General features: G+C 32.7%; 33 protein-coding genes and 2 pseudogenes. 20 read left to right on the top strand and 15 right to left on the bottom strand.

The genetic code is table 11. The features are described 5' to 3' along the window. Nucleotides 1-8 precede the first annotated feature (8 nt). The 3 genes from ACYFX0_RS23885 (at nt 9) to ACYFX0_RS23875 (ending at nt 2,334) form a co-directional block, all read left to right on the top strand. On the top strand, nt 9-857 hold the full coding sequence (locus ACYFX0_RS23885; protein WP_000432135.1) for an ABC transporter permease: 849 nt from the start codon (nt 9-11) through the stop codon (nt 855-857). A gap of 76 nt (nt 858-933) precedes the next feature. Continuing rightward, entirely contained in the window at nt 934-2,046 is a 1,113-nt protein-coding gene (gene ssuD / locus ACYFX0_RS23880; RefSeq protein ID WP_000422253.1) for an FMNH2-dependent alkanesulfonate monooxygenase, read from the top strand. A gap of 195 nt (nt 2,047-2,241) precedes the next feature. Continuing rightward, entirely contained in the window at nt 2,242-2,334 is a 93-nt protein-coding gene (locus tag ACYFX0_RS23875) for a putative holin-like toxin (protein ID WP_001289320.1), read from the top strand. Nucleotides 2,335-2,562: 228 nt separating this feature from the next. On the opposite strand, the gene ACYFX0_RS23870 is transcribed toward ACYFX0_RS23875, so the two are convergent. Then, nucleotides 2,563-3,384 (bottom strand): HNH endonuclease, encoded by an 822-nt coding sequence (locus ACYFX0_RS23870; RefSeq protein ID WP_000189714.1) that lies wholly within the window; start codon nt 3,382-3,384, stop codon nt 2,563-2,565. A gap of 149 nt (nt 3,385-3,533) precedes the next feature. Here ACYFX0_RS23870 and ACYFX0_RS23865 point away from each other — a divergent pair, with 149 nt between their 5' ends. Further along, nucleotides 3,534-4,619 carry an AI-2E family transporter gene (locus tag ACYFX0_RS23865; protein WP_000837893.1) on the top strand — a complete coding sequence of 362 codons (1,086 nt, stop codon included), beginning with the start codon at nt 3,534-3,536 and terminating at the stop codon, nt 4,617-4,619. A gap of 239 nt (nt 4,620-4,858) precedes the next feature. Here ACYFX0_RS23865 and ACYFX0_RS23860 read toward each other — a convergent pair whose 3' ends face one another. From ACYFX0_RS23860 to ACYFX0_RS23840, 5 genes are read right to left on the bottom strand one after another with little or no spacing between them, the layout of a single operon-like run. Further along, nucleotides 4,859-4,999 (bottom strand): YrzI family small protein, encoded by a 141-nt coding sequence (locus ACYFX0_RS23860; RefSeq protein WP_000668498.1) that lies wholly within the window; start codon nt 4,997-4,999, stop codon nt 4,859-4,861. A 27-nt stretch (nt 5,000-5,026) separates the two neighbouring features. Then, the gene (locus tag ACYFX0_RS23855; RefSeq protein ID WP_000669805.1) at nt 5,027-5,167 is read right to left on the bottom strand and encodes a YrzI family small protein; all 141 of its coding nucleotides are present in this window, start codon (nt 5,165-5,167) and stop codon (nt 5,027-5,029) included. A gap of 26 nt (nt 5,168-5,193) precedes the next feature. Beyond that, nucleotides 5,194-5,337, bottom strand: a complete 144-nt coding sequence (locus tag ACYFX0_RS23850; RefSeq protein ID WP_000668963.1) for a YrzI family small protein — start codon at nt 5,335-5,337, stop codon at nt 5,194-5,196. A gap of 28 nt (nt 5,338-5,365) precedes the next feature. Then, nucleotides 5,366-5,509 carry a YrzI family small protein gene (locus ACYFX0_RS23845; RefSeq protein WP_000142727.1) on the bottom strand — a complete coding sequence of 48 codons (144 nt, stop codon included), beginning with the start codon at nt 5,507-5,509 and terminating at the stop codon, nt 5,366-5,368. A 27-nt stretch (nt 5,510-5,536) separates the two neighbouring features. Next, entirely contained in the window at nt 5,537-5,677 is a 141-nt protein-coding gene (locus ACYFX0_RS23840; RefSeq protein ID WP_000156193.1) for a YrzI family small protein, read from the bottom strand. A 441-nt stretch (nt 5,678-6,118) separates the two neighbouring features. Here ACYFX0_RS23840 and ACYFX0_RS23835 point away from each other — a divergent pair, with 441 nt between their 5' ends. The 7 genes and pseudogenes from ACYFX0_RS23835 to ACYFX0_RS23805 all read left to right on the top strand — a co-directional run bounded on the left by ACYFX0_RS23835 (nt 6,119) and on the right by ACYFX0_RS23805 (nt 10,395). Then, complete coding sequence (locus ACYFX0_RS23835) at nt 6,119-6,712, top strand: DUF4825 domain-containing protein (protein ID WP_000876530.1); 594 nt, start codon at nt 6,119-6,121, stop codon at nt 6,710-6,712. Between the two features lie 13 nt (nt 6,713-6,725). Then, nucleotides 6,726-7,198 (top strand): annotated as a pseudogene (locus ACYFX0_RS23830) (DinB family protein). 140 nt (nt 7,199-7,338) lie between these two features. Next, nucleotides 7,339-7,719, top strand: a complete 381-nt coding sequence (locus tag ACYFX0_RS23825; RefSeq protein WP_000805185.1) for a GntR family transcriptional regulator — start codon at nt 7,339-7,341, stop codon at nt 7,717-7,719. After that, nucleotides 7,716-8,588, top strand: coding sequence for an ABC transporter ATP-binding protein (locus ACYFX0_RS23820; protein ID WP_042598067.1), 873 nt, complete (start codon nt 7,716-7,718; stop codon nt 8,586-8,588). Before ACYFX0_RS23825 ends, ACYFX0_RS23820 begins: the two co-directional genes overlap by 4 nt. Continuing rightward, nucleotides 8,585-9,256 (top strand): DUF4052 family protein, encoded by a 672-nt coding sequence (locus tag ACYFX0_RS23815; RefSeq protein WP_460271974.1) that lies wholly within the window; start codon nt 8,585-8,587, stop codon nt 9,254-9,256. The genes ACYFX0_RS23820 and ACYFX0_RS23815 overlap by 4 nt, the downstream gene beginning before the upstream one ends. Before the next feature lie 32 nt (nt 9,257-9,288). Further along, the gene (locus ACYFX0_RS23810; protein ID WP_106081978.1) at nt 9,289-9,768 is read left to right on the top strand and encodes a CcdC family protein; all 480 of its coding nucleotides are present in this window, start codon (nt 9,289-9,291) and stop codon (nt 9,766-9,768) included. 117 nt (nt 9,769-9,885) lie between these two features. Then, complete coding sequence (locus ACYFX0_RS23805; RefSeq protein ID WP_042598073.1) at nt 9,886-10,395, top strand: 2'-5' RNA ligase family protein; 510 nt, start codon at nt 9,886-9,888, stop codon at nt 10,393-10,395. A 14-nt stretch (nt 10,396-10,409) separates the two neighbouring features. Here the strand turns inward: ACYFX0_RS23805 and coaW are convergent, their stop codons facing one another. The 8 genes from coaW to ACYFX0_RS23765 form a co-directional block, all read right to left on the bottom strand. Then, nucleotides 10,410-11,231, bottom strand: coding sequence for a type II pantothenate kinase (gene coaW, locus ACYFX0_RS23800; RefSeq protein WP_042598075.1), 822 nt, complete (start codon nt 11,229-11,231; stop codon nt 10,410-10,412). Nucleotides 11,232-11,315: 84 nt separating this feature from the next. Next, nucleotides 11,316-11,714: a 3-hydroxyacyl-ACP dehydratase FabZ family protein gene (locus ACYFX0_RS23795; RefSeq protein WP_000547638.1), complete on the bottom strand. Its 399-nt coding sequence runs from the start codon at nt 11,712-11,714 to the stop codon at nt 11,316-11,318. Between the two features lie 56 nt (nt 11,715-11,770). Continuing rightward, on the bottom strand, nt 11,771-12,970 hold the full coding sequence (locus ACYFX0_RS23790) for an LL-diaminopimelate aminotransferase (protein WP_136804163.1): 1,200 nt from the start codon (nt 12,968-12,970) through the stop codon (nt 11,771-11,773). Nucleotides 12,971-13,264: 294 nt separating this feature from the next. Further along, complete coding sequence (locus tag ACYFX0_RS23785) at nt 13,265-13,627, bottom strand: hypothetical protein (RefSeq protein ID WP_000757024.1); 363 nt, start codon at nt 13,625-13,627, stop codon at nt 13,265-13,267. A 169-nt stretch (nt 13,628-13,796) separates the two neighbouring features. After that, a complete protein-coding gene (locus ACYFX0_RS23780) occupies nt 13,797-14,096 on the bottom strand; it encodes a hypothetical protein (protein WP_001279466.1) in 300 nt (99 codons plus the stop codon). Between the two features lie 153 nt (nt 14,097-14,249). Beyond that, nucleotides 14,250-15,452, bottom strand: coding sequence for an MFS transporter (locus tag ACYFX0_RS23775; RefSeq protein ID WP_000269263.1), 1,203 nt, complete (start codon nt 15,450-15,452; stop codon nt 14,250-14,252). Nucleotides 15,453-15,747: 295 nt separating this feature from the next. Continuing rightward, nucleotides 15,748-16,146, bottom strand: coding sequence for an exosporium protein ExsC (gene exsC / locus ACYFX0_RS23770; protein WP_460271987.1), 399 nt, complete (start codon nt 16,144-16,146; stop codon nt 15,748-15,750). 205 nt (nt 16,147-16,351) lie between these two features. Further along, nucleotides 16,352-16,504: a YqbF domain-containing protein gene (locus ACYFX0_RS23765; RefSeq protein ID WP_074789873.1), complete on the bottom strand. Its 153-nt coding sequence runs from the start codon at nt 16,502-16,504 to the stop codon at nt 16,352-16,354. A 476-nt stretch (nt 16,505-16,980) separates the two neighbouring features. On the opposite strand from ACYFX0_RS23765, the gene ACYFX0_RS23760 reads away from it, so the two are divergent. The 9 genes and pseudogenes from ACYFX0_RS23760 to ACYFX0_RS23720 all read left to right on the top strand — a co-directional run bounded on the left by ACYFX0_RS23760 (nt 16,981) and on the right by ACYFX0_RS23720 (nt 21,940). Continuing rightward, nucleotides 16,981-17,349 carry a hypothetical protein gene (locus ACYFX0_RS23760; protein WP_000071474.1) on the top strand — a complete coding sequence of 123 codons (369 nt, stop codon included), beginning with the start codon at nt 16,981-16,983 and terminating at the stop codon, nt 17,347-17,349. Nucleotides 17,350-17,544: 195 nt separating this feature from the next. Next, a complete protein-coding gene (locus ACYFX0_RS23755) occupies nt 17,545-18,330 on the top strand; it encodes a class I SAM-dependent methyltransferase (protein WP_000031314.1) in 786 nt (261 codons plus the stop codon). A 69-nt stretch (nt 18,331-18,399) separates the two neighbouring features. After that, nucleotides 18,400-18,588, top strand: a complete 189-nt coding sequence (locus tag ACYFX0_RS23750; protein ID WP_000621885.1) for a DUF3970 family protein — start codon at nt 18,400-18,402, stop codon at nt 18,586-18,588. A gap of 77 nt (nt 18,589-18,665) precedes the next feature. Continuing rightward, nucleotides 18,666-19,631: a nucleoside hydrolase gene (locus tag ACYFX0_RS23745; RefSeq protein ID WP_001223689.1), complete on the top strand. Its 966-nt coding sequence runs from the start codon at nt 18,666-18,668 to the stop codon at nt 19,629-19,631. A gap of 178 nt (nt 19,632-19,809) precedes the next feature. Then, a complete protein-coding gene (locus ACYFX0_RS23740) occupies nt 19,810-20,052 on the top strand; it encodes a GlsB/YeaQ/YmgE family stress response membrane protein (protein WP_000638310.1) in 243 nt (80 codons plus the stop codon). Nucleotides 20,053-20,131: 79 nt separating this feature from the next. Beyond that, the gene (locus ACYFX0_RS23735; protein ID WP_000834883.1) at nt 20,132-20,527 is read left to right on the top strand and encodes a hypothetical protein; all 396 of its coding nucleotides are present in this window, start codon (nt 20,132-20,134) and stop codon (nt 20,525-20,527) included. A 260-nt stretch (nt 20,528-20,787) separates the two neighbouring features. Beyond that, complete coding sequence (locus ACYFX0_RS23730) at nt 20,788-20,934, top strand: hypothetical protein (RefSeq protein WP_000959552.1); 147 nt, start codon at nt 20,788-20,790, stop codon at nt 20,932-20,934. A gap of 140 nt (nt 20,935-21,074) precedes the next feature. After that, nucleotides 21,075-21,245: pseudogene (locus ACYFX0_RS23725) on the top strand (aminopeptidase); the annotation flags it as partial. 23 nt (nt 21,246-21,268) lie between these two features. Further along, nucleotides 21,269-21,940, top strand: coding sequence for a YjgB family protein (locus ACYFX0_RS23720; protein WP_106081980.1), 672 nt, complete (start codon nt 21,269-21,271; stop codon nt 21,938-21,940). Nucleotides 21,941-22,013: 73 nt separating this feature from the next. On the opposite strand, the gene ACYFX0_RS23715 is transcribed toward ACYFX0_RS23720, so the two are convergent. After that, nucleotides 22,014-23,170, bottom strand: a protein-coding gene (locus ACYFX0_RS23715; RefSeq protein WP_097826534.1) for an IS3-like element ISBt2 family transposase whose coding sequence is annotated in 2 segments (ribosomal slippage) — nt 22,014-22,918 and nt 22,918-23,170 — 1,158 coding nt in all. Because the reading frame shifts where the segments join, the coding sequence is not laid out codon by codon here. Between the last annotated feature and the right edge of the window lie 74 nt (nt 23,171-23,244).

Raw genomic sequence — 23,244 nt, 5'->3', positions numbered from 1 at the left:
TTTGTAAAGTGGAAAATACGAAAGCTGTTATGAAACCAGCGAGTATAACGATTAAGAAAAATGGCATAAAGAAGGTGCGAAAGTTAAATGTAAAAGTTTTAGTAAGGGCGATTACTATACCGGTTATTATATTAATAATTTGGCAGTTGGCTGGCGTATTCGGTCTTGTTTCTAAAACAGTTTTACCAACACCATTAGATATTTTTCTAGCTTTCCAAGAGCTTATTAAAACAGGAGAGTTATTCGGCCATTTAAGTATTAGTGTATTCAGGGCTGCGGCTGGTTTCTTTATTGGTGGGGGCTTAGGAATCATTTTAGGAACGATTGTTGGATTTTCAACGAGAAGTGAGCAATATTTAGATCCATCTGTGCAAATGTTAAGAACTGTACCTCATTTAGCTGTTGCGCCGCTTTTCGTATTATGGTTCGGTTTTGGTGAAACATCGAAAGTGCTATTAATTGCAGATGGTGCATTTTTTCCTTTATACGTAAACGCATTTTTAGGTATTAGAGGTGTGGATTCAAAGTTATTTGATGTTGCGAGAGTGTTAGAGTTTAGCAAAAGAAAACTAATTACGAAACTAATTTTACCATCTGCATTGCCTAACCTTTTACTAGGAGCAAGGTTATCGTTAGGTGTTGCATGGGTGAGTTTAGTAGTAGCAGAACTTATGGGATCTACAGAAGGTATTGGTTATATGATTATGGATGCAAGGCAATTTTCAAATACAGATATCGTATTTGTCGGCATAATTATCTTTGCATTTGTTGGGAAGTTTTCTGACTCTCTAGTACGTTTACTAGAAGTGAAGTTTTTAAGATGGCGAGATAATTTTAAAGGTGAGACTGGGAATTAACATATAAATTATTAGGGGTAATTTATATAGAATTTGTTAGTATACGTTTCAAAATAAATAAGGGGTGTGTAAAGGTATGGAATTATTATGGTTTATTCCGGCTTATGGAGATGGTCGATATTTAGGGACGACAAAACGAGGAAGAGCAGCTGAATATGGTTATTATAAGCAAGTTGCTGCAGCAGCTGATTATTTAGGATATACGGGTGTTTTACTTCCAACTGGTCAAGGATGTGAAGACCCTTGGGTGTTAGCTTCAGCTCTTGCTGCTGAAACAGAAAAACTAAAATTTTTAGTAGCAGTGAGACCAGGACTAATGTCACCTACAGTTGCAGCGAGGATGGCATCTACATTTGATAGAATTTCAGATGGGAGACTACTTATTAATGTAGTAGCTGGAGGAGATCCAGTTGAACTACAAGGAGATGGATTATATCTGGAGCATGATGAAAGATATGAAGCAGCGGATGAATTTTTAAAAGTTTGGAAATCGACATTGCAAGGTGAAACGATCTCTTTAGAAGGAAAACATATTCAAGTTACAGATAGTAAAGTTGTATTCCCGCCAGTTCAAACACCATATCCTCCTATATATTTCGGAGGATCATCAGCTGCTGGAAAAGAAGTAGCAGCTGAACATAGTGATGTATATTTAACGTGGGGAGAGCCACCAGAGCAAGTGAAAGAGAAAATAGAAGAAGTAAGAAAACTTGCAGAAGAGAAGGGGCGTACAGTACGATTTGGCATTAGATTACACGTAATTGTAAGAGAAACAGAAGAAGAAGCGTGGGAAGAGGCAGAACGTTTAATTCAATATGTGGATAATGAAACAATTGAGCTTGCTCAAAAGACATTTGCAAGATATGATTCGGTTGGTCAAAAGAGGATGACACATTTAAATAAAGGTACGAGAGAGTCGTTAGAGATAAGCCCTAATTTATGGGCTGGAATCGGACTTGTAAGAGGTGGGGCAGGTACTGCACTTGTAGGCAATCCACATACAGTAGCAGAAAGGATAAAAGAATATGAATCGTTAGGAATTGATACGTTTGTTTTATCAGGATATCCGCATTTAGAAGAAGCGTATGAAGTGGCAGAATTGTTATTCCCATTATTGAAAAACGAGAAGAAAGAAGAAAATAAAATGGTTGGTGAAATGATTGCTGATGCATATGCATTAAAAAAATAGTGAGAAATAAAGTTTCACCTATTTATTGCTTTATTTTGTTTACTGCCTGTTAATACGGGATAAAAAACCCGCAAGTTATTCGCTTGCGGGTTTTCATCGTAAATTATTAGAAAATATGGTAAAATTAAAGGGTAACTTAAGGTGCGGTTGGTTGTTCAATTATCACTTCTCCGAGTAGGAGGGGGGTGATAATACGTGAGTGAAATAGCGTTGCTACTGCAAGGTGGACTGTTTCTCGTTGCATTGTTAACGTTCGTCGTCGTTTTAATAGACAAGCTCAAAAAATAACAACCCACCTATGCTTATAGAATGTGGGTTGTTTTGTTTGTAAGAAACAAATAGGATAAATGAACAATCCAATCTGCTAAGTTACGTGGACTAGTGTGTAGCCGCACACTAGTCTTTTTTATTTATATACAATTTATAATTGGTTTATGTGATTGTATTGTTCTTTTCATACTCATTATAACACAGTGTCTTTTCATCAAGAAAGGAGACCGTATGTTCTGGTTTCTGTTATATAGTAGGTGCTTTTTCTTTAAACAGCCCATCCATATACTGTTTTAAACTTTGGACATAAAATTTCTGCGTATTCACATTATTTACACCGACAATCGGCGATGGAAGGTCAAATCTTTTTTCTGATAAATGAACGACAACATCAAAGATGTCAAACAAACGAATGAAGCAAAACAGGCCGTCTTTATCGCTAAGTAAAATAAAGTAATGATTTTCACTACTTGTATTTAGCGTATTCCATAAAGAACTTTTGCTTAAATCACGTACAATGCTTTTTTCTTTTAGTTCCACGAAATCTGCATTGGAGAGAATGGTAGAAATATCAATTGCATCTTGATCTTCAAAGTAGCCGTCAACTGCTTGTACAGCGAATGTATAAGCCATTTTTAATACACTCATTTTATATTTACGGTTATCTAATAGTAATTCACGTTGAATAGAACTCGCTACTTTCGTTACACGTTCCTCTTTCCAAATTTCATTATGTAAGGAAATATCGTGCTTTTTACATAGTTTCATAATTAATGCATTAGAATAAAGAATCTCGTCGCTTACTTCGACAACATCAGTCTCAGCAGCCGCAAGTTCCTCACCGTGCTCATTTGTATAGAGTGGGGAATCAATTTGTCTTTTCATTTGTTCAATCTTAAATTGACTCAATTTATGCCTAATTAAAGGACGATCAATATTTGTTGTCATTTGTTCATGACAAGTATCACAAATTGAGTTTGTGAAATAATATCCACATAATATTTCTGGAATGACATATTGTTCACTAAGTTCTTTCGTATCTTTTCTGCAAATGATGCATTGTGTCATTTTTATCACCTTTACCTGCAAATTTGTATGTAATCTCATTGTAGTGTATTTATCGGTATTTTGGAATATTGTAAAGGAAAATATTATGTGAAATTCATACTTATTTTGGTACAATGAAGAGAAGTGCTAGTTTAAAGGAGGCCGTTTTTTTGAAATCAAAAGTGCACTTTTGGACATTAGAAGTGCTAATGGTTGTAGGAATCATATTTATTTGCACAAAAATATCATTTTTATTTCAACCGATTGGTATCTTCATATCAACATTATTTTTCCCAATCTTAATCGCGCTTTTTTTATACTTCATATTTAATCCTGTATTAATCTTTTTGGAGAATAAAAAAGTACCTAGAAATTTAGCGATATTACTGTTATATCTTTTTATCATAACATTAACTGCGGTTGGCGTTGGAGTAGTTGTTCCTACGATTTCACAACAGCTAATGGACTTAGTAAAAAATATGCCAGGCTACATAAAAGAGGGAAAAGTATACATACAAGAATTATCACATCATAGGTTGTTTGAATGGTTATCTACACAAAACTACGTTTCCATTGAAACAATTGAAAAAAATGCAATTGAATACTTAAAAGATATACCAAATACAATTACGTCGAGTGCAACGGCTTTATTTGGTATTATCACGAACGTTGCATTAGTTGTATTTACTGTACCGTTCATTTTATTTTACATGTTTAAAGATGGACATGCCTTTCCAGGAAAAGCGGTAAGTTTATTACCAGAGTCTTACCGTGAAGAGGGGCTTCGTATCATTAAGGAAACGAACGAAACATTATCTGCATATATTCAAGGACAAGCGCTCGTTTGTATATTTGTAGGTGCGTTTACATTTATCGGTTATTTAATTATCGATTTACCGTACGCTTTCGTTTTAGGAATTATTGCAGCATTTACAAACATCATTCCTAACTTAGGGCCATTTATTGGGGCAGCACCAGCTGTTATTGTAGGACTGTTCGTATCTCCGATGCAAGCATTGTACGTAATTATTATTGTAACAATTGTACAACAGTTTGAAAGTAATATTATTTCACCACGTATTATGAGCTCGAAATTAAACATCCACCCATTAACAATTATTATCCTAATTTTAGGGGTAGGTAACTTTGCTGGAATCATCGGAATGATTTTAGCAGTACCAGTTTATGCAGTAACAAAAACAGTTGTTTCGAACTTAGTGAGATTGTTTAAGACGAAGAGAAGTAATCGGAATTAGTAAAACCTGAGAAAGATACACCGCTTTTTAAGTGGTGTATCTTTTGTTTATAAAAAATAATTAAAAGTGGGTTGATTTGATTTTATTATATATTTTTTATACATCAAATTCAGTGATGAACTTGTGTGATATAAGCTCTATAAAACTATGTGGAATCCCTCTGAACTATCCAAATCATTTCCTTACAGCGCGCTATCAACATCAAAATCGACTCCTTTCAATTCTATATAGTTAAACGATTAAAGGTGAGTGTAGTATTTGCTTCTACGATCTCGAATTTCATTAATAACTTGTTTATATTGTCTTTCTTGTTTTAATTCATTTTGAGATATTGTTTCTTTTTGAATCGTAATCGTTAAAAAGAAAAGGTGAAACTTCATATGTGAATTCCTCCTTTCGAATTGGAATTACAGATGACTACAGTAATGACTTTGTCTTTCTTTTACAGAATCCATAGCCTGATTAATTTGTCGTTCATGAAGCATTTCAGACTCAGAAAATTTATTTTTTTGAATGGTAATGGTTAAAAAGAATACTTTAAATTTCATTGGATAATTACCCCTTTATAAGTGATTTAGAAAAGACGAGTGTAATAAGAAGATTGGCGCTCTTTTACTTCGTCCATAATGTTTTGGATGTGTTGCTCACGTAAAATCTCTTTCTGTGAAAGCTTACGTTTTTGAATGGTGATTGTTAAAAAGAATGCTTTAAATTTCATGAATATATTACCCCTTTAAAATATATTTTTAATACATTTGAGTGTAGTATGAACTTTTAATGTCAGTTATTTTATCAGTCAGTTGTTTTAACTGTTGTTTACGAATGATTTCAGTTTCAGATAAAGTATTTTTTTGAAGCACAGTCGTAAAAAAGAAAATATGAAAAGTCATAAATGAATTCCTCCTTTCGAAAAGGAATTACAGGTGATCACAGTAAAGTGCTTGGCGCTCCTTAACATCATTCATAGCTTTTTCAATTTGCTCATTATGAAGAATTTCATCTTTGGAAATTGTATTTCTTTGAATCGTAATACTTAAAAACAATACGCTAATAGTCATTGAATGTTGCTCCTTTCTTAGAAAAATAATGTAAGAGACTAAAAAACCGCGCAAAAAAACCACAGGAAGATACAGTTCTCCTATGGCGGGGCGTGAAAAAGCCACAGGAAAGTATACGACCTCCTGTGGCGAATTTATGAATTAAATGAAATAAAGTACGATTTTCAATTCTCCATTAGGGTGGTCGAATTCATATTTAATTGTCCAGAAAACACAGGTGCAGTTAACGCTAAAGTTAATGCATGTAATTGTAATTTCATCATTTCCTTCGACCTCCTTTTAGAATTTTTTTCTTACGTTAGTAAGTATATACAATTAATGGATAATTGTAAACATAAAAAATGAAAATTTTTAATTTTGATTAAAATGCGTATATTTAAAAAGGGATTTGAAAGTAAATATTGTAATTAACGAAATATCGATAAAAATGGGGGATGCTAAATGAAATATATGCATCATAACATAATCGTTATGCTAACAATTTTTTTATTCATTACGGCTTGTTCTAACGGAGAAAGAATAAAAGATATATATGATGTTAGGTCAGATGATTTTAAGAAATATACTGGGACATACGTTGGTAATAATTCAGATGTGGTTGCAATTATTAATCATTTATCCGGTGGTGGAACAGTTCAAAGTATAAGTTTAGAAAATGAAAATATAAAAGTGAACTATGGTGCAAAAGAGAGTGGAGCTCTTACAGAAGAAATGATTGAGACGTATTGGTTTGATGAGAAAGATACGATGAAGAAGAATTTTCTCTTTAATGCTACCTATCTAGTAATTTTAGTACCAAACGCAAAAGCTTATGAGTTTCAAATAGAAAATAAAAACTTTAAGATAACGAGGGAAGAAATGTTATCAATTTTGCATAGGGAATTCGATGATTTTCCAAAAGAAAAAGATATATGGGATAAAAATAAAGTTATAAAGTTCTTTAACGGCAATGAAGAAAAAATTAAAATGCTTGTGGAAGATAAAGATTTTCGGAAATCTTTATTTGCTAAATATCCAGTAAGCCAGTTGAAATAATGGAGGGGAGAAGATGGAGTTAGTATACAAAATTTCTTATCATAGAATGCAGGATCATTATTTACCTAAATTAGTACAGGCAATTAGGCTCGTTAGTGAAGAAGATTTGTGGAAACAAGAGACCTCTGTTAATTCAATTGGTGGAATCGTACTACATATTTGTGAACATTTACAGAGAAATACAAGGCGTTATAAGGATCCAAATATAGTTTTTGAAAATGGAATTGAAGAATATTTTCCAGTGAAACAAATAAGCTCTGAAGCTTTGTTAAAAACTGTTGAAGAAATATTTGATGAGTGGGGAAAAGCATATATACAGGTCTGGGAAGAAAAAAGGCATATTGATCTTCAAAGTCTATTACATTTAGTTGAGCATACAAGCTATCATTTAGGGCAAGTAGTAGATCGTACAAAATGTATTGAGGGACAACAGTTTAATTTTTGTCAAAATGGTATAAATGAAAAAATTTGAGAACAAGAGTTTAAACTTCGAATTTTTAGAAAGAGAGTCATTCTTAATTGAATGACTCTCTATTTTTGTAAAAGAAATTAATGGAAAAAAATAATTCTATGTGATATGGTTAATTACATAAGTAATGAACCTATGAACCTAAGGTGGTGAAAATGTGAAGCCGACTCTAGAACAAAATAAATTAATATACATACAAATTGCAGAAACGATTGAATCTGATATTTTAAAAGACATATTGCTTGAAGAAGAACAAGTTCCATCGACAAATCAATTTGCGAAGATGTTACAAATAAATCCGGCTACGGCAGCTAAAGGGGTGAATGTATTAGTGGATGAGGGGATTTTATATAAAAAGAGAGGGATCGGGATGTTTGTTGCAAAAGGAGCAAAAGAAGTTGTACTAAAAAAAAGACAAAATACTTTTATGACTGAATATTTACCTAAAGTGTGGGAAGAGGCGAAAGTACTAGAAATATCAAAAGATGAATTGATGGATATGATTCAAAAGATTACGAAGGAGGGGAAAGAGGGATGATTGCACTTGAAACGAAAGATGTAACGAAAAAGTATAAAAAGAAAATAGCTGTAAATGAAGTAACGATTTCATTGGAAGAGAATAAAATATATGGTTTGCTTGGAAGGAACGGAGCAGGGAAAACGACTTTATTAAATTTACTTGCAGGTCAAATTACTTCAAGTAGTGGAAGTGTATCAATATTTGGTGAAAATGTATTTGAAAATAGTAAAGCAATGCAAAATATTTGTTTTGTTAGAGTTAAAGAAGCTGCATATTTAAATGATAAAGTAAAAGATATTTTTAATTTATGTAACATGTTTTATAAAAACTGGGATCAAGAGTTTGCTGAAGAACTTGCTAGGAGATTTCAACTTAATTTGAAAGACAAATACCATAAATTATCACATGGAATGCAAACTGTAGTAGGAATTATTCAAGGATTAGCAAGTAGGGCGCCGATTACAATTTTTGATGAACCGACTACCGGTTTAGACGCAGCACATCGAGAGTTGTTTTATAGTTTACTATTAGAAGATTATGGTGAGCATCCAAGAACAATTATATTATCAACTCATTTAGTAGAAGAAGTAACCCATGTTATCGAAGATGTAATTATCATAAAAGAAGGTGCACTTGTTGTCCAATCATCAGTGGAAGATTTATTACGACAAGGTCATATTATTTCAGGGAAAAAAGATAAAGTAGGTGAGTTTTCAATTAATAAAAAAGTTATAAATCGAGAAGTTTATGGAAATAAGGGGATTTCTGTTATATGGGAAGAACTTTCTAATGAAGATTATTACTCTCTTGAAAAAGAAGGATTATCAATTGATAGAATTACATTACAAAAACTATTTATTTATATAACTGGTGGTGAAATAAAATGACGATGTTAATGAAGCAGTTGAAGTTACATATAAAATATCAGTATAAAGCCATTCTTATCTTTTGGACTGTGGCATTACTTATAAAAGGGACAATGACTGCAACTGATTTAAAGGGAATAAAGGTAGCATTTTTACACGATATCTTTAATAATTCATCAATTGTAATCGTAATGTTTATTGTGATAAGCGTGTTTCTTATTCAACTTGATATTTTTCCTACAGTCGTCTCGTTTGGTGTCACTAGGTTGCAATTTTTGATTGGTTCAATATGTTTTAATTTATTGCAATCAGCATTGTTTTCATGTCTTCAAGCTTTGTTTTTACAGGATACATTTTATAAAACAGAACATGTAAATTTAGGAGCATCTGCAATTGAACAATTCTTTGTACAATTCATATTTTATAGTACATTAGCTTGTTTATTCCAATCAACAACTATTGTTCAGAAAAGATTTAATTGGTTCGGATTCGCCTTTAGTATAATAGTTTTATTCGGATTGGCGAGTACAATGTATGCAGGGATAGGTATAAAAGAGTTGGTGTTTATTAATAGTAAAATGTTACTAGAAATACCTAATTTCATATTAGTTTCGATAGTTCTTATTTGCATATATATTGTAATTAGCGCTCTATTTATTTGTAAGGTTTCGTTTGAAGATACAATTTAAATACAATTATTTTAGGGGAGAAGGAAGAGTAAATGGGAGATACTTCTTCATTAATAACGGTCTTTTTATGCATTGCACTACTAATATTTTGGCGTCGTTATCGCTCCATGCATAAGCCAATAAAGGGATCGGGAAAACGTATTTTATGGCCATTACTATTTTTAACACCAGGTATTGTATGGTTTTTAGGTCCCGTACATCCAGCTATATTGCAAGTAATTATAGCGGTATTCATTGGTGTACTTTTTGCTGTGCCGCTTATAGTATTAACAAATTATGAACGAAGAGATGATGGGAATATTTATACGAAAAAAAGTGCAGCTTTTTTAATTACTTTTATTGCACTTGTCGTTTTGAGATACGGTTCAAGAAAATATATTGTTGACTTAGATCAGCAAACAATAGGTTTATTATTTTATGTTGTTGCAGTATCGTATATTTTTCCTTGGAGAATTGCCTGTTATATAAAGTTTAGGAAAGTTTGGCTGGAAAATAATAATCATGCTATATGAAAACCTCTCATTTGAGAAGTTTTTTTATTTTTACAGGTAAGCAAAACAAGTTGTTGAAGGGCAGGCTGTCATAGAATATGATACATATTATAATGAGGAAAAGTTGAGGGGATAAAAATGCGTACAATTTTACTTTTTCTAAACAACATGTTCATTAGCGAAATCGAGGACATTAGGCAAAAACATGATCCTTTATTTGGATTAATTCCACCGCATATTACAATTGTATTCCCATTTGAAAGTTCGATTTCAAATGATGAGCTGAAATTACATATTATAAATGTATCAAAACTGATACAGAATATAGAAATTGAATTTAAGAATCAAATTACAAGTGAAAGAGAATATTTGTTTTTACGAGTTGAAAAGGGGAAAGAACAAATAGAGGAACTACATAATATTCTATATACAGGACCTTTATTACAATTTTTGAAAGAAGACATTCCGTACATCCCACATGTAACAGTCGGAAGAAAAGAAAGTGTCGAATTAGCTGCTGAAGTAGTGAAGGAGATTCCTAGTTTTCATGGGAAGTTAAATTGTGTAATTGATAGAATAAGCGTGGAGCGAATTGGAGAGAACGGGGAATCAATTATTGAATTTGAAGTACCATTTCTAAAAAGCTGACAAAAGTCAGCTTTTTATTTCGTAGCATGAAGTAATGCACCAATTGCACCGCTATTACCACCATCTTGTAAAAAGATTGGTGTTTTATTTTGATATTCGGTGTAGCTACTAATAATATGTTGAAGTTGTACGTTATTACATAAAGTCGAACCAATATAAATAATATGTTCAATGTTTTTTGTTTCAGCGAATTGAAGGCTTAATGCAGTAACGACTTCACCGACAAGTCCTTGTACAGTAGCTAGTATATCGGAGCTACTATTATTTGATTCTGTAATGGCTGCTTTTCCGAAGTTACTAGCAGTTAAGTTATTATCGATAGGGGAAAGAATACCACCATAAATATCTCCAACCGTAATATCTAGTTCTTTTCTAGAGCCTACTTTTGTTAGAGGGATTACATCTTCAAAATGATCTATATTTGTTAACAATTTTGAAAGTCCCATAATAGTCCCACCGCCAACTCCGGTTCCACCAGCGCGAATATATTGTTCATTATAAACGTAATGGATAGAAGTACCTGTACCGATATTGGTTAAAATAAAATTGCGTATAGCATGTTTTTCTTCTTTTAATATGTATTGGACACCTGCAAGAGTAGCTTCAAATTCGTTTAGCTCTATTATTTTATATGAACCTGTAAGCAGATGCTGTAATAGTTTCGATTTACCACCCGTAATACATATTTGTTTTATGCCATTGTTGTTTTTAATCCAATCTATTATTTTATGTTGTTCATGCGAATAAAATTTTTCAAAAGTTAATAGCTTTTTTTCGTTAAAATAAGCTATTTTCGTTAATGTGCCTCCAGCATCGATACCGATAGTACGTTCCATTTCCCTGCTCCTAACTACGTAATATATTTTCTTATTTATTTAATTGGTTGAGAATAGATATTTCCAACTGATATAAGGAACACTTTAATCTGCTTGATATATTAATAGTTTTTCTATAGTTACAATAGGCTGGTCGTTTACAGTTGCAATACCTTTACCAAGAATAAAACCTCGACGATTGCGCGTTAGCTCATAATGTAAATCAAGTTTATCACCGGGATATGCTTTTCCGTGGAATTCAACTCCATCTAAAGAGGAGAGAAATCCTAGTCCTTCAGAATCACTTGTATGTACAAATGCACTAAGCTGAGCAAGTGCTTCTACAATTAACATATGAGGCATATGTTTGTGACTATCGTTTATAAACCATTCGTTATTTGTAATGAGTTTATATCCTGTAACGAATTCATCTTGTTTTACATTTATTACTTTATCAATCATTAAAAATGGATAACGATGGGGAAGTGTGTCTTTAATATGCATATGAAAGTACCTCCAATTAATAATACCCCTGCTAAAGTTAAGCAGGGGAGTGGGAACTAATTTTTAACTAATTCATTTACTTTTTCAAGGACGAAAATGCCGCTATTTCTAATGTTTTCAACAACTTGTTGCAACACTTCTTTATCTTGAACGAGTGCAATACGTACGAAGCCTTCTCCGTGAGGTCCAAATGCATGACCAGGTGTAACAACGACATTCGCACGATCCATTAATGCATAAGCGAAGTCTAGAGAAGTCCATCCTTGTGGAATTTCAGCCCAGACAAACATACTACCGGCTGGCTTATCGACATTCCAACCAAATGTTCGGAATCCATCGACTAAAGTATCTCTCCGTTCTTGATAAATATCGCGGTTTTTCTCACAAAATGCCGCGCCATTTCTTAGTGCTGCAGATGCCGCTTTTTGAATTGGTAAAAATACACCGTAGTCGGTATTAGATTTAAATTGAGTAAGTGCACGAACAATTTCTTCGTTTCCAATCATATATCCAATACGGCTACCTGCTAAACTATAACTTTTTGACAAAGAATTGATTTCTACACCAACTTCTTTAGCACCATGTACAGAGAGGAAGCTAATTGGCTTATTACCATCGAAATAAAATTCAGCATAAGCAAAATCATGGACAACGATAATATTATGCTTTTTCGCGAATGCGATTACTTCTTTAAAGAAATCTTCATGAGCCATTGCTGGAACGGGATTCCCTGGGAAGTTTAAAATCATCATCTTCGCTTGAGCGGCAATTTCTTCAGGGATGACCCCTAAGTCTGGTAAGAAATCATTCTCTTTCTTTAAAGGCATGTAGTAAGATGTTGCACCAGCCATTTGAATACCTGTTTCATAGGCTGTATATCCTGGATCAGGAACTAATATAATATCACCTGGATTTGCATAAACCATAGGTAAATGAACGAGCCCGTCTTGTGAACCCATTAATAATAAAACTTCTTTATCCGCATTTAATAAAACGTTATGAGTGTTGTTGTAATATTCAGTTACAGCTTCGTGAAATTCTTGAATACCTGATAATGTATACCCGTAGCTCTCTTTCTCACTCGCTGTATGTACCATTGTTTCTCTTACAAAATCAGCGGGCGGCATATCAGGATTTCCGATGCTCAAATCAATCATGTTATGACCTGCTGCAATTTTTTCTTTTTTATAGGCTCCTAATTCACTAAATATAGAAGATTGGAATGCTTTCATTCTAGTTGCTAACGTGTAAGTCATCAAAACCCCTCCTAAAACAGTGCTTTCATTCTGCGTTTTTAATTATTCTGAAAACACATGTTTATATTTTATCATTTTTTTATGAAAATTAAAACGATTGACAAATTTAGAGGAAGTATTAGCCTATTTTGAAAAGTATCGATGTAAATAGCGTAGACGTGTTAATTGAAATGTCTATTATAGGATTCATTTTATATAACTTAAGTTATTTTATAGTTTTTATTAAGTATTTGTGGAAGATTTCTAAAGTGAAATAACGCAGAAAATATTTTCTGCGTTTCCTCTGAAATGTAATCATTTCTTTTTATACGTGCATAATTTTTCAGCTGTCAAAAAGTATACATTTAATGTACCGTCGGCAACTTTTAAAGTTTGCTCTGATGTAAATGAATTACCATAATCAATGTGATATACATTAGAATTTTTGACAAATGAGCCTTTATATAAATCGTCTTTATTCTTTGTGGTTTGCATTTCTACTAAATTTTGCACAATTTCCTCTTTATTTTCTTTTTTGACAACTGTTTCAAATTTATAATATACAGGGCATTCACCATTTTTATTGTCAACGACTTCCCAAGAACCGTATATATCGTTATTGCTGCATCCACTAAGTAGGATGATTAGTATAGGAATTGTAAGTAGAACCTTTTTCATTTTGTGCTCCTTTCTTTTAAATTTGAATAAACGTGCGAATACGATAGGGATATTATAATAAATAAAGTTTAAATTTTTTTAAAGAATTATTTAATTTCATATAAAAATTTAGGAGAAATTAAATAAGCATGAATCAAGTGTAAAGTCAGATTCATGCTAGTACCATAGCCTATGTTATATCTTTTTTGAGGATAAATAAAGAGGAAAGCAGAAGCACTATTCCATTTAATATATATACGCTTGCGATCATAAAGGCTAACGTACCTGCGCCAAATCCTGCTTTATCGAATATAGAAGCAAATGTTGCGATAGTCAAAAAGACAATGGGAGTCAGTAGTAAAAATATGAAACCTGCCACGATTCTTTTTTTAAAACTATGTCCAGATAAGGAAATGGCTAAAAAGTTTAGGATGCTAAACAGAGCAATTGCAAAGAGCAGGACAATAAATACTTCAATGCCATCAGACATTTTACCACTCCTTTTATAAAGAGTACTCTTTATAATCTATTCGAAATAAAAGGGGGATACTCCTTTAGGTAATTTCAATAAACGTAATAAATAGGCGTATTATAGAACAAAGAAGTATGGATTCAATATTATATCCATACTTCTTTGTTTATTTTATAAATTCGCAGATTGTGAATGCTGTTTTTCATAATGTTTCTGCTTAGAAAGGGAAATAGAAATAATCAATAATGAAACGACTCCGAAGATGAGAACCATATATTGTAACCCAATTGTATCTAAGAAGAACCCTGTGCCAAGTAAGACGATTTGGAACATAACCCTCTCAAACATATTACGGAATGAGAAGAGGCGACCGTGATAACTTTTTTCCACTTTCGTTTGGAAAATTGTCGACATAATAGGGAAGAAGCAGCCAACACTAAACCCAAACAAACCAAATGATGTAAGAGCCATCCATTTTATATCGCTAAAGAACAATGACAGGTGTGCAAAAGCAGTACAAATTGCGAAGAAATATAGTAATTTTTCGGGTTTGAAATGATCAGATAGACGTTTAATTACGAAGGCACCTAACATAAATGCGACACCTTCAATTGTATATATGAACCCTTTAATCGTAGGATCATGTTGCATTTCGCTAATGTTAATAACCATTAAATTAAACCCTGCTATAAATAATAGAGGGATGATACTTAATATAAGTGCTGTAAAAGCAATAGGAATTCCTTTTAAAATACGAAATACTTCCATAAAGCTATTGTCTTTTGCAGCTTGTTTACTTGGTGTTGTTGATTTCTTGTCTTCGAATTGTAGGAAGAACGTCGAGAGGAATAATAAGGCGTATGCTGCCATTGAAAAGGCGTACATATACTGTAAACTCATTACAACTAAAAGAATTCCACCTAGTGAAGTACCTGCAATACGAGCGATTGTACCAACATTCATATGTACACCGTTCATTTGTAATAACTCATTCTCACGTACGATGAGTGGAATTACAGATTGTAATGCAGGGAAATAAAATGCTGCTGAAATTTGAAGAGCAACCATAAATGCAATCATAAATGCGATACTTTCAAATTGAATAGCGAAAAACATGAAAATAACACTTAAAACTCGACCAAATCCAGCGTAAAGAAGAACTTTTTTCTTTTCATACTGATCGATGACACGACCGGCCATAGGGCCAACTAGAACACCGGCTAATAGTCCGATAAATAATATAACTGATTTCATGAAATCAGAAGGGACATATTTTTGCATAAACTCAAGGTTGCCAAGAATACCAAGCCATAATCCTAGACCTGCAATAAACTCCCCAATTAAAACAATCCAAACATTTTTATTACGCCACATAACATAAAACCTCTCCGTCTTTTAAAATGAAAAAACTCGTATATAAAACCTCCTTATTTATGTAGTATTTTTATACGAACTTTTTTAGAGTCAGAGTCTATATTACGTGTTTCATAATTGGATTTCAATCTTTTTGATTTGTAAAAAATTTGATGTATTAATTGATGAAATAAATGAAGCAAAACGTAAAAAATTCATGATTAAAGCTAATAGAAAGTAAGGATAAATATAAAAAAGCAAGAACGTATAACTACGTCTTGCTTTTCCAAAGTACAAAATTAAACATTAATTTCAATTAGCAATATTTACGCTCTTGTCCAATAGCTAAAGCGCTAAAAGATAAAGGACCAGCAACTTCTGCACTTGCACTACTAATAAGGTTTTCTACAGTTAATGAATATTCGTGTGTTCCACTGCTAATGTTTTGGTCTGTAGCTTGGAATGTTTGTACGTAAAATTGTTCAGAATTTGTTGATTCAATACCTACTTGTGTATTGAAAATTTCAATGTTATCAAGGAAAATTCGGAATAAAACTTGTGAAATCTCAGTTATACCTTCTACACCAACTGTAGTTATTAATTCTACTCGATTATTACGTGAATCTCTACTTGAAATTCTCAATTTCAAATTTGCTAGAATTACTTTGTTTGGAGAAGAGGGGATTGCAAAAGTTGTTGCATCAGTTTTACTTATAGGTTGAGTAGCTTAATAATCAATGATATGAGTAATATTAACAACATCTTCATATACTGAAATGCGGAAATAGGGATGAATTATCTTGGACAAATACTAGAATATTATAATAGAGTCCACAACAATTGTTGAAAAGAAGCAATTTACATAAAAGCATCAAGAATATATCATAATAAGATGATATTTTTCTTAATGCTTTTTGTAATTAAGCAGAATATTCTTCTTTACGTACTTCAAAAAATTCATTACGTCGTAAGTAATTATAAATTCTCTCAGAAACCTCTTCTTCTTCAGACACTAAGAAACGATGGTCAAAAGCGTAGAAAGATTGACCTTTAATTAATTTTACATAATATATATTAAACGCCTCCTGACACTAGATTATTACTTTCTTCATATTATGATGGCCTATATGTCTGCTAAAAATACTTGGAGTTTCAAAGGAAGTAAGTAAAGGGATGAAAGAGCTTACAATTTTGTAAGGTTTATGTCACCTTTTTCGATAGTTTACATTCACCAATTTCTTCTATACTACAAATAAGTTGCATAAAATAAGGGGGTAAAAAGATGGATGAAGTAATTGGAGAAGTTGTAGCAGGTATTTGTGAATTTGTAGTAGAAGTAACAGCGGATGCTATAGGAAGTTTAGTTTCCGGAAATGATGAGGAAAAAGAAACATTATAATAATTTGTAAAAGTATAAAGTTGATCAAATTGTAAAGGCTGATTTCTAAAGGGAAGTCAGCTTTTTATTTTTTACATTATATTAACTTAATTTGAATATTCATTTGTTATTATATTGAAGAAACCTATATAAGGAGGTGAATAAACAAATATGTCGAATTCGGGGGCTGATTTATCTGTTTCTCGTTTGATTGTGGCAAATGTAGAGGAAAAGGAATATCATTTTATTGTTCGTGAACATCCGATTGTAGGGAAAGTTATATCGCTATTTGAAAATGGTAAAGAATATGGTTTACTAGATAAACAAATCGCTAATAAAGATAAATTTATTACATCGGAGCTTACTAAATTAGATTATTTTAACTTAGATGTTTTATATCATACACCTGGGTGGATATGGATTGGTATGGATCAATTTGGTTTACATGCTCGTGAGGCTACTTATAACGAAGTAGATGTTATTATGAAGTTGAAAGAGGATTTATATTATATAGATATATACGAAGAAATAAAAATGTAGTAAATATTTAGTCAGGTTAGGGGACAAGTTCCCGTAGCCTTTTTTGTTTAATAGTAAAACGTAAAATTATATTATTTTGATTATAGGTAAACTTGATAAGAAGTGAGATGAAAAGAGGATTTGAAAATACATGAAGAGAATTGTAATAATTATATGAATCGTATATGTAAATAACAATAGAAAGAAGATGATAAAATGAGTAAGGAAGAGCTTGTGAAAAAACAGTTTGGCAGTAATGCAGATAAGTATGTGAATAGTAAAATACATGCTAAAGGACAGGACTTACAATATGTAGTTCAACAAGTTGCGTCTCGCCATAATAATCGTCTTCTTGATGTTGCTACTGGTGGCGGACATGTTGCGAATATGTTAGCACCTATGTTTGAAGAAGTAGTTGCACTTGATTTAACAGAACAGATGTTAGAAGAAGCAAAAGGTTTTATAAAGCAGAATGGTCATGGAAATGTGTCTTTTGTAGTAGGAAACGCAGAGGATTTACCATTTGCAGACCATTTTTTTGATACAATTACATGCCGGATTGCAGCCCATCATTTTACGAATCCGGCTCAATTTATTTTTGAAGTAAATCGTACGTTGGAGGATAATGGATTATTCATCTTAATAGATAATGTTTCGCCAGAAAATAATGAATATGATACATTTTATAATTTTATAGAAAAAAAGCGGGACCCAAGTCATGAACGAGCTCTAAAAAAGACAGAATGGCTTACTTTATTAGAAAAAAACGGTTTGCAAATGCAGTCATGTCTTACTTTTGATAAGAAGTTTGATTTTGACTGGTGGTGTAATATGATGAATGTCCCTGTACAAAAGCGCGAAAAATTAACAGAATGTATGATGAAAGCACCAAACGAAATGAAGGGATATTTTAATATTCAATTTAAAAATAATAAAGTAGATTCATTCTATACTGAAATGGCTATGTTTATATGTAAAAAAAGTACAACATTAAAAAGATAAATGTGTTGCAGTCTTTCTGAAGTACGATATACTTAGTACAGAGAAACTGAGAATTGAGGAATAGTTATAATGATTCGTGTACGCATTGAAGGTACTGAGGAAGAAATGCTTGAATTTATGGGGAAAATGCCGGACATTCCTGGATTTGAAAAGACACATATGAGAGAGCCGAGAAAAGGAAATAACCCGAAATACGATTCGAGTAAAAATGTACTAGCATATTTGTCTTATAAAAAGATTGAAGTCGCCAATAAATAGGCGGCTTTTTTAGTTTGCGCTGTTTCACCGCCTTGTCTTTTTCACATAATAATAATAGTAGATTATGCTGAAGAGGGGTGAGAATAGTTAATAAGAAAATCATCTTTTTTGGAGACTTTGGTATTGATGACGCCGTAGCGTTAATTTATGCAAATAAAACATGTAAATTAGATATTCTAGGTATTGTTGCAGAGTACGGGAATGTATCACGAGAAATCGTTACGGAAAATGTTTATTTTTTAGAAAGGTACTATGCTACACATGTAAAAATTATTGAAGGTGCGAGTAGGCCGATGACAGCTGAAGAACCTTTGTTTTTCCCTGAAATCCATGGGGATCACGGTTTAGGTCCTATTAATCCACCTGAGATGAGAATTTGTAAACGAGAAAATTTTTGTGAATTAATCAAATTAATCGAACCTTGTCCAGAAGATATTATAATTGTGGCGACAGGAAGACTAACGACGCTTGCTACGTTATTTTTATTGTATCCCAATATAATGGATCGTATTTGTTCGTATTATATAATGGGCGGTGCTTTCCTATTTCCAGGTAATGTTACACCAGTATCTGAAGCGAATTTTTATGGTGATCCAATTGCAGCAAATATTGTTATGAAATATGCGAAAAACGCTAGTATATACCCGTTAAATGTAACACAGGGCGCGCTTATTACGCCTGAAATGGCCAATATAATAGATAAACAAGGAACTGGACAGGCGAAACTCATTAAACCAATGATTGATTTTTATTATGAGAACTTCTATAAAAAAGAATATCCGGGTATTGGTGGAAGCCCTATACACGATTTACTACCGTTTGTCTCGTTTATAAATGATAGTATTTTTGAATATAAAAAATCGGCAGTGTGGATTAGTACGACAAATGATGTGACTAGGGGCCAAAGTGTAGCTGACTTTAGAAAAATAGCTGAACCAACAAGGTTTGATGGTCGGCCGATTCAAAGAATTGCTGTTGGTTTTAACTATCCTGCTTTTAAAGAAGAGTTTATGCGAACAATATTGAAGCCAGATTGTCCTTAATGTGTTAATAATAAGTCGGATAAATCGTTAGTCCGAAAAATGGTTTATCAGTCTGTATTATTCTCAAAAGTCTTATAGTTGAGCAGCATGAATAACTTATGAAAAATGTCACATAACTAATGGTAAGCAATTGTTTCTAATTATATTTTGATTGGTTAAATATAAAGGAGGTTATTATATGATTTGGTCTTTAATCGTTGGTGGTTTATTAGGATGGTTTGCAAGCTTAATTACTGGAAGGGATGTACCAGGTGGTGTAATTGGTAATATTATTGCTGGTATTATCGGTTCTTGGATTGGTACGAAATTACTTGGTAGTTTCGGTCCTGTAATAGGCGGATTTGCAATCATTCCTGCTTTAATTGGTGCGGTTATTTTGATTTTCATTGTGAGTTTTTTACTACGAGCAATGCGGAAATGAATGTAGCAGGACTGTTTACATTTGTAAGCAGTCCTTTTTATATGTTATGCTAGTATTATACAATCAGGAGGTGTCAGCATTGAAATCATTTACAGTAAATTTCCATCAAGAAGATAATGCAAAAGCGACAACAGTACATAAATTAAGTGAAGAGGACTTCAATAAAGCAACTGAAAAAGGTACTCGTCATTTATTTGATTTAGATACAAACGTTGGCTTCTTCGTATTCTTTGATGCAGAAGATGCAGAAGGAAATGATCAATACTTAATGTTACAATATGAAGGGGATCATGAAGAACCAACTGCGTGCTACGGATTTGATTTAAAACTATATTATCAATTTTTAGCGCTATACTTAAACGATCTTGAATTCCAAGGCGAAACAGATGAGGAAGAGGAAGAATACGGTCCAATTCATCATTTAGCGCACTTACTTTATCATATTGTTGAAGATGGTAAATCAATCGAAGTATAATATACATATTTGAAGCTGTCCTTTTGGGGCAGCTTTTTTATATGACATTGAATTGGTGTATTATTAGTTGAACCAATCAGGCTTTTACGGGCAGCCCTGCCCATCTAACTTCTTTGCTTCCGCTGAATTTTGAGGTGGAGATTTTACTGCCCGGCAAATAGCAGGATAAATTCATAATAGAAATTTATTTATTACTTTCATGTTAGCATCGTAAAACACCTGTTATAATGATTGTAATTAAATTCATGGAGGCTAATTCTATGCTTGTAGATGTAAAAGCTTTTATTAAAGCTGCAGGTTTAACATGTATTTCATCATTAAGTGGAGATAACACGTTTGTTTATAATTTTGAAACTGTAAAAAACACTATCGCTACACTTTTTAAGAAGCTAAGATTTACCATTTAATTTCATTTCAACCAGTAGGAAAAGAGTAATCACTTCCTACTGGTTTTTTTTCTGTTTGAAGGAGCTGTTGTGACAACATGTTTTAAGTGATAGATAGAGGATATTGTCATTGAGAAGAGAAGGGTTAAATAAGGAGATGAAAATGGTTTCGTTTATCAGGAGGTAGTTACTTCGGATATAACAGACTTGGTTACTTTTTAGAAACAGCTTTTGTAATATATTTTGTACAAGCTTTTTGAGAGAGTGAAGTACTGACTTTTTGGAACAAACATAATTTGAAAAGTAGTGTAATGGGTTGGTTAACGAAATAAATAAGATGCAATAGGGGGTAAAAATGATGAAAATATATTTAAAAATAGTTATGTTATTTTTGGTGTTTACATGTATGTTTGCGCTAGCCGCATGTAAAGAGACAGACGAAAAAAACGAAACAAATCCAACTTTGGAAAATAATAAAAATAAACAAAGTAATTCTTCAGAAGAACAGAAAAATCTTGAAACAAAACCAAGTAATGAAAAAACAACAAAACCATCAACTGAGCCAGATTCGAAAAATAGAACATTTAATCAAAAATCAATTAACCACGTTAAAGATTTGTTTGAATTAGCAAAAGAAGGAAAAGTACCTAATGTACCATTTGGAGCCCATACAGGGGATATTGAAGAAATAGAAAAAGCATGGGGGAAAGCGAATAAAACCGAACAAGCAGGGAACGGAATGTACGCAACTTTTACAAATAAAAATGTTGTTTTTGGATTTAATAAAGGGTCACAAGTTTTTGATGTACGCTCATATCATGCAGAACTAAAATCGATTACATTACAAGAAATTGAAAAAGTGTTAGGAAAACCATCTTCAGTTAAAGGGAATGGTGGAGACAAAATATATGTATACAAAGTAAATAACCAGTATGAGTTAAAATTTGTCATTCCAAAATCGACTGGTAATGTAGATCATATTTCCGTGTTTTCACCAGAGGATAGTATTAATAAAATGGCAGGATAAGAAATTAAGTGATTTCAAAAACACCTCGCTCTTTATGAAGTGAACCCCGAAAACGGGACACCAATCAAAACACCTAAACCACTTGTTCCCTAAATTCTTTAGGGGATAGGTGGTTTAATTTTTCTTGAATTCGCACACAATTGTAGTAATGAATGTATTCTAGCACAATCTTTCGCACAGTTGTGTTGGATACTTTTGTTATCTTTTGTGAATAGAAAGCTTCACTTTTTAAATGACCAAAGAAGCTTTCCATGACGGCATTATCATGGCAATTTCCTCTCCGGGACATGCTGGTGATCATGCCGTTTTCTTTGGCATACGCTTGAAATTCTTTTGCTGTATAAATACTTCCTTGATCCGAGTGAAGAAGGACATCTTTTACTTTTCGCCCTCTCATTGCTTGTTTCAATGTTTTCATCGCTAATGTCAGTGTTTGTGATTCGCTGATGACACAACTAATAATTTCACGATTAAAGGCATCCATGATCGTTGATAAATACAAGGTACGCTCTCCAAATAAGAGATACGTCACATCCGTAAACCACTTTTCATTTGGTTTGGATGCATCGAATTGGCGCTCCAATCGATGAGGGGCTACCATTGGTTCCGCACCATTGATATATTTCTTTTTCTTTCGACGCACTTTTGAAAGAATATGATTTTGTCTCATGATTCGTAATACTTTTTTATGATTGACACACAGTCCCATTTTTCGAAGAGTAGCGGTCACTCTTCGATATCCATACCGGAATTTATGCCTAAGACAGACGTCCTTTACTTTTTCTTCTATATCATCTTTCAGATCTTCCGTTCGTTGTAACCAACGATAAAATGTAGAACGGGGTAATTCTAATACGTTACACAAGTCTTTTACCGTTATTTTTGTTTGTACATTTCTCCATAAAGTAACTACAGTTTCTGGTTTCAGCCCCTTTCGATTTCCAGATACTTTCCCCATACAAGTAATTTTGTTTTTAGATGTTTATTTTCTAAACGTAGCTGTTCTAATTCACTGAGCTCTTTTGGTCCTTTTCCATAAGAATATTGTTTTCCTACAGGTTGTTGAAAACGGTACGTTTGATCGGTACGATACCACTTCATCCACGTCTTAATTTGGGAAACATTTTTAATTCCAAGCTTCTCCATAATTGTCCAATTGGAATATCCATCCTTTTTCATTTCAATCACTTTCCACTTTACTTCTTCTGGGTAATGAACTCTTGTCTTCAAACGAAAAACACCTCCAATGAATTTGCATACTTAGTATGCGAATTCAGGAGGTGTTTTTTTCATGTACCACTATT

The sequence above is a fragment of the Bacillus sp. NEAU-Y102 genome (assembly GCF_054788175.1).
The sequence above is the reverse complement of the archived record's forward strand: the minus strand, read 5'-3'. Positions and strand labels throughout refer to the sequence as shown.

Coding starts and splice junctions, on each gene's coding strand:
- ACYFX0_RS23750 (WP_000621885.1), top strand. CDS start 18,400: ATGATTCGTGTACGCATTGAAGGTACTGAGGAAGAAATGCTTGAATTT.
- ACYFX0_RS23740 (WP_000638310.1), top strand. CDS start 19,810: ATGATTTGGTCTTTAATCGTTGGTGGTTTATTAGGATGGTTTGCAAGC.
- ACYFX0_RS23785 (WP_000757024.1), bottom strand. CDS start 13,627: ATGAAAAAGGTTCTACTTACAATTCCTATACTAATCATCCTACTTAGT.
- ACYFX0_RS23760 (WP_000071474.1), top strand. CDS start 16,981: ATGTCGAATTCGGGGGCTGATTTATCTGTTTCTCGTTTGATTGTGGCA.
- ACYFX0_RS23840 (WP_000156193.1), bottom strand. CDS start 5,677: ATGACTATTAGCGTATTGTTTTTAAGTATTACGATTCAAAGAAATACA.
- ACYFX0_RS23845 (WP_000142727.1), bottom strand. CDS start 5,509: ATGACTTTTCATATTTTCTTTTTTACGACTGTGCTTCAAAAAAATACT.
- ACYFX0_RS23870 (WP_000189714.1), bottom strand. CDS start 3,384: ATGACACAATGCATCATTTGCAGAAAAGATACGAAAGAACTTAGTGAA.
- ACYFX0_RS23860 (WP_000668498.1), bottom strand. CDS start 4,999: ATGAAGTTTCACCTTTTCTTTTTAACGATTACGATTCAAAAAGAAACA.
- ACYFX0_RS23790 (WP_136804163.1), bottom strand. CDS start 12,970: ATGACTTACACGTTAGCAACTAGAATGAAAGCATTCCAATCTTCTATA.
- ACYFX0_RS23720 (WP_106081980.1), top strand. CDS start 21,269: ATGATGAAAATATATTTAAAAATAGTTATGTTATTTTTGGTGTTTACA.
- ACYFX0_RS23730 (WP_000959552.1), top strand. CDS start 20,788: ATGCTTGTAGATGTAAAAGCTTTTATTAAAGCTGCAGGTTTAACATGT.
- ACYFX0_RS23780 (WP_001279466.1), bottom strand. CDS start 14,096: ATGTCTGATGGCATTGAAGTATTTATTGTCCTGCTCTTTGCAATTGCT.
- ACYFX0_RS23815 (WP_460271974.1), top strand. CDS start 8,585: ATGACGATGTTAATGAAGCAGTTGAAGTTACATATAAAATATCAGTAT.
- ACYFX0_RS23810 (WP_106081978.1), top strand. CDS start 9,289: ATGGGAGATACTTCTTCATTAATAACGGTCTTTTTATGCATTGCACTA.
- ACYFX0_RS23820 (WP_042598067.1), top strand. CDS start 7,716: ATGATTGCACTTGAAACGAAAGATGTAACGAAAAAGTATAAAAAGAAA.
- ACYFX0_RS23805 (WP_042598073.1), top strand. CDS start 9,886: ATGCGTACAATTTTACTTTTTCTAAACAACATGTTCATTAGCGAAATC.
- ssuD (WP_000422253.1), top strand. CDS start 934: ATGGAATTATTATGGTTTATTCCGGCTTATGGAGATGGTCGATATTTA.
- ACYFX0_RS23795 (WP_000547638.1), bottom strand. CDS start 11,714: ATGCATATTAAAGACACACTTCCCCATCGTTATCCATTTTTAATGATT.
- ACYFX0_RS23755 (WP_000031314.1), top strand. CDS start 17,545: ATGAGTAAGGAAGAGCTTGTGAAAAAACAGTTTGGCAGTAATGCAGAT.
- ACYFX0_RS23850 (WP_000668963.1), bottom strand. CDS start 5,337: ATGAAATTTAAAGCATTCTTTTTAACAATCACCATTCAAAAACGTAAG.
- ACYFX0_RS23775 (WP_000269263.1), bottom strand. CDS start 15,452: ATGTGGCGTAATAAAAATGTTTGGATTGTTTTAATTGGGGAGTTTATT.
- coaW (WP_042598075.1), bottom strand. CDS start 11,231: ATGGAACGTACTATCGGTATCGATGCTGGAGGCACATTAACGAAAATA.
- ACYFX0_RS23855 (WP_000669805.1), bottom strand. CDS start 5,167: ATGAAATTTAAAGTATTCTTTTTAACCATTACCATTCAAAAAAATAAA.
- ACYFX0_RS23835 (WP_000876530.1), top strand. CDS start 6,119: ATGAAATATATGCATCATAACATAATCGTTATGCTAACAATTTTTTTA.